Source organism: Anabaena sp. AL09, from assembly GCF_001672255.1.
Lineage (GTDB): Bacteria > Cyanobacteriota > Cyanobacteriia > Cyanobacteriales > Nostocaceae > Dolichospermum > Dolichospermum lemmermannii.
In genome coordinates, this window is record NZ_LJOQ01000028.1 from 1 (window position 1) to 5077 (window position 5077).

Annotated in this window: 3 protein-coding genes; 2 read left to right on the forward strand and 1 reads right to left on the reverse strand. The window is 44.9% G+C overall.

Going from position 1 to position 5077, the window contains the following annotated elements; translation table 11 throughout:
* Positions 1-205: hypothetical protein (locus AN490_RS04955; protein WP_300000539.1), on the reverse strand; the 205-nt coding region annotated here is incomplete at its 3' end.
* Between the two features lie 307 nt (positions 206-512).
* Here AN490_RS04955 and AN490_RS04960 point away from each other — a divergent pair.
* Positions 513-3230, forward strand: coding sequence for a TnsA endonuclease N-terminal domain-containing protein (locus AN490_RS04960; protein WP_300000541.1), 2718 nt, complete (start codon positions 513-515; stop codon positions 3228-3230).
* Positions 3230-4783, forward strand: coding sequence for an AAA family ATPase (locus AN490_RS04965; RefSeq protein ID WP_300000543.1), 1554 nt, complete (start codon positions 3230-3232; stop codon positions 4781-4783). Before AN490_RS04960 ends, AN490_RS04965 begins: the two co-directional genes overlap by 1 nt.
* Positions 4784-5077 lie beyond the last annotated feature (294 nt).

The following is a 5077-nucleotide window of genomic DNA, read 5'->3' on the forward strand; positions in this document are numbered from 1 at the left end:
TGTGACTTGAACCATAACTTGGGCTAAATTGTGAACCATAAAATGAGCCATAAGTAACGACAAAATAAGCCTTACGGAAAAAAGCGAAATAAAACTTTGCAACAAATAATGAGCCAAAGTAGATTTTCTGCACCATAATGTGAACATGAGTTGAAAAAACTGCTAAGGACAAAACCTCAAGCAAACAACCAGCTTTAAACAGCACAAAAATCAACTTTCATCCCAAAATATGATTCAAAATAACCAAGATATGCTTCACTCCCCCCGCAATAAGTAATATAGACTTGTGTAGTGAAACTCCAAAACTGCCTTTAGACATAGGGTTTAGGGGGGAGTCAACCAATTTTGGATTTTAGATTGACGATTTTAGATTTGTTCTGCACTATTGTCGGCAGACAAGCCACAAGGGGCAGGGCTTTGACTCGAACTAATTGAAAATCCAAAATCTAAAATTGGCACAGTCAAGAAAAAATAAAGCTCTAACACACACCTACCTATCATCTTCTAGTTCCATGAACTCCTCTGAATTTGACCAATGGTGTTCCCAACAGCAACTAACGGCGCAGACAAAAGACCTAATTGCCACAATCAGGTCAGCCCCACCCTCACGCCGTGTACAAGGACGCGCCAAAAACGTCAGTGGAGTTTACCCCAGCCGGAAAATGGGTCAAACCATCCAATTTGAAAGCCACACCGTAGAACTGTGGGCAATCTACCAAATGGAACACGAAGAGGAAGTATTAGAATTTTACGACCAGCCACCCCCCTTCAAAATCCAGTACCACAACAAAACAGGACGCAAAATAGGTCACTACCATACCCCAGACTTCTTCGTATTGAGAACGTCGGGTGCAGCCTGGGAAGAATGGAAAACCGAAACCGAACTCAAACGACTAGCCGAAAAATACCCCGGACGCTACCAAAAAACTGCCGATGGTAAATGGCACAGCCCACCAGGAACAGCCCATGCTTTTTCCTATGGACTCAAATACCACATCCGCACCGATAGCGAACTGCATCCCATCTTCACCCAAAACCTCATCTTCCTAGAAGACTACCTGAGATTCAACACTAACATCCCCCACACCATCACAGAACAAATACTCACCGCAGTTCAAGCCCAACCCGGAATCACCATCACCGCCACACTGGACTCAATCCCCGGAGTCAGAGCCAACGACATCTACGCCATGATAGCCACAGAGCAACTCTACGTAGACCTGTATGCAGTACCCCTAGTAGAACACTGGCGAGTACAGCTATATCTAGACCAACAAACCCATCAAGCCTACACACATCTAGCCATAACTTCACAGCATCATCAACCAGTACCCCCACCCACAGCACTCCTACCAAACACAGTCCTGCTCTGGGACTCCAATCCCTGGACATTAGTAAATATTGGTGAAACCAGCACCACACTCCTACCCGAAATTGGACAACCCATCCAACTACCAGCAGCATATTTCCGGCAACTATTGGAAAGCGGCAACATCAAAATCCAGAACTCAGAAAAACAAGCGCCCATCAATGATGCAGTCCAAGCACTCATGGATGCCGCCTCCCCAACCGACCTGAGTCTTGCCAATCAGCGATTTCATCTAGTACAAGCATATATTCAGCGCCACACAGATATCTACAAAGACATAGCTCCAAGCACCCTGAAACGGTGGGTAAAACAGTTTCGAGAAGCCGAAGCTCGGTATGGTTGCGGTTATGTTGGTTTACTACCACAGGCAAAAAATCGAGGAAATCGTCACCCCAAAGCACCAAACCAATCAAGCGAATTACTAGATAAATTTATTACCGAACACTTCGAGACACCAAGACAAGCTCCCGCCGCTTCAGTCTATAGATTATATGTCAGAGCTTGCAACGAATTAAATATACAACCCCTGAGTTCTCGTACCTTTTATCACCGCCTCAAACAGCGACCAATCTACGAACAAACCAAAAAACGTCAGGGAGCAAAAGCCGCATATTCAACAGAACCAACAATCTTAGAACTAACCAAAGCCACACCCCGACATGGAGACAGACCCTTTGCCATCGTCCACATTGACCACACCCAACTCGACATCGAACTACGCTCTGTGGCCACAGGACGGAACTTAGGAAGACCTTGGCTGACATTACTAATTGATGCCTATTCCCGACGGATAATGTCCGTTTATCTCACCTTTGACCCACCCAGTTACAGGTCTTGCATGATGGCACTACGGTCTTGCGTCCAGCGTTTTGGTCGTTTTCCTCAAGCCGTAGTCGTAGATGGAGGTAAAGAATTTCATAGTATCTACTTTGACACCCTACTAGCACGCTACCACTGCATCAAGAAAACCAGACCTGGTGGCAAACCGCGTTTTGGTTCAGTCATAGAGCGATTATTCGGCACAACAAATACCGAGTTTGTGTACAACCTTTTAGGCAACACCCAAGCCAGTAAACAGCCACGGCAACTTACTAAAGCTGTTGACCCCAAACAACTTGCCGTGTGGACATTGGCAGATTTATATACCTATCTAAGTGAGTGGGCATACTCTGTGTACGACAACTTAGAGCATGATTCCTTGGGGACAACACCATTACAAGTTTATACAGACACTTTAGAAAGAACAGGAGAACGAGAACACCGACACATTGCCTACAACGAAGACTTCCTCATGGCCACACGTCCCAGTACACCTAAAGGAACGGCTTTAATCCAGCCCGGAGCGGGAATTAAAGTCAATTATCTTTATTACTGGAATGATGCTTTCCGTAATCCGGGGGTAGAAAAAACCAAAGTTCCCGTGCGTTATGACCCCTTTGATATGGGTGTAGCTTATGCCTACCTAGAGGGACGCTGGGTTAAATGTATCTCCCAGTATTACAGCACATTTGTAGGACGCACAGAGAGAGAAGTGCTGTTAGCCGCAGAGGAAATCAGACAAAAGGATAAGCGTAATTCTGTCAGTACGAATATCTCAGCTAAACGCCTAGCAGATTTTATTGCCTCAGCGCAAGAACATGAAACGTTGTTACTGCAAAGATTACGGGATTTGGAAGCCAAAAGTGTACTGGAAAATTTAACGTCCCATCTTGATGAGGTATCGTCACTCACCCAAGTTCAAGTTATACCGCAGTCCCCAATCAACAAGTCAAACGGTGAAGATGTCCCCACAGTTCATAAAACTGAAAATATCCAACAGTTGGATGTCACAAAACTACCTGTCTTTGAGGAATACAGATAATGGAGAACTTTCCTGAATCAGCACAGTCCCAACTCAACCAATTCAAGGAATATGCGATATCTCATCCCCAATTGGCGCAAGTAGATATGTTGCTCATGGGTGCGATTCGTGAACCTGCGGGATTTGCTCACGTCCTGGTGTATGGACCTTCTGGGGTGGGAAAGACGACGATGATTCGCCAAATTACTAGACGGTTAAATACTGTTGACCAGAATGGTTTTCGTGAAGGAGGCTATCGCAATGGCAATGGTTCTCCAATACCACTGTTACTGGTAGAAACACGACCTCCTGACGGTGGGGTGTTTAATCGGGCTGATTATTACCGCACGGCACTGAGGTTGTTGGGAGAACCATACTACGAGCGGCGGATGATGGTGGATATTGATGCCGAGCAGACTTGGGAGAAAAAGGGGCGTGGACGCAGTAAAACGGCACAGTTCAATGATTCTCCTGAATTGCGTCAGGCTTTAGAGGAGGCAATGAGCAAACGTGGTGTCAAGGCTGTGATTTTGGATGAGGCACAGCATCTAATGAAGATTGGTAGTGGGGCTAGTGGTGGTAAGCTTTTAGACCAGTTGGATTGGATTAAGTCGATGACGAATGTGACTGGTGTGTTGCATATTCTCATTGGCACGTATGAACTTTTGAGTTTTCGCAATTTAAGTGGACAGGCATCACGACGGGGGTTGGATATTCATTTTCCCCGTTATTTGTTTCAAAATGAACAAGATAGGCAGGATTTTCAGGGAGTTTTACTGGCGCTGTTCAAGCAAGTTCCCCTTCAGGTTGATATTCCGGCTTTGATGCAGCATTGGTTTGATTTTTATGAGCGTTCTATTGGTTGTGTGGGTGTGTTGAAGGATTGGTTAATTCGGGCTGTGGCGGCGGCGTTGCATGATGGTTCTGATACGTTGACTTTAGAGCGATTGCATGAACATACTCTTTCTCTTGCTCAGTGTGAACGCATGGCGATAGAGGCGACTGAGGGGGAACAAAAACTCTGTTATATGGAAAGTCGCCGCGAACATTTGTGGCATTTGCTACAGATGGGGATGACTTCGACTTCGGTTCCTGGTGGGATTGTGGATTTATCGCCGGGGGTAAAGTCTACTGTTGCACCTGTTTCTACTGCTACTGCTAAATCTACTCGGAAAAAACGTTCTGAGAAGGAGACGGTACAGGCTAATACTCCTATTCCTACTTCAGAAGCAATAACTAGTAGCCCAGAACCTAAGAAGAGGCAATCTCGGAAAAAGAAGGAATCTCCTGTGGTAGTAACGGAAACTACACAGAACACCCAAGAAATGACGCAGGATACACCCAGTTCTTTGGTTGAGACAGCATTCGTACAAACCCCGCCCAAGAAGAGACAAACTCGCAAAAAGAAGGATACTGCTGTAGTTTCAGAGGAAATGCCGCAAGATACACAAAGTTCTGAGCCTGTGGCGGTGTCTTTAACAACTGAGCCATCTACCGTTGAAGCAGTTCCCAAGAAAAATGCTCGTAGGAGTGTTGGGCAACGCAAGCCACAACGAGATAAGGTTGGGGAGTAGTTACAAAATTTACAATCTTTTGCTCAATAGAGTAATGAATTGATTCAGAGCTTTTTGGGTTGTTTTGTAAGTAATGAGACAGAATTAATTACACAACTGATTTTTCTGTTCCCCGTTCCCTGCGATTCAGCATCAATTTTCCTCATGTAATACACCGTTAGGTTAACAAATTCTTACCGCGTATTACTTGGAAAAAAGAATTTTCTACTTTCACATTTTTTTGAAGCATAAAATGGACATCTGCTTTGTGAAGCATAAAGTGAGCTAAAAGCTTATTTTATGATTCAAGTCACA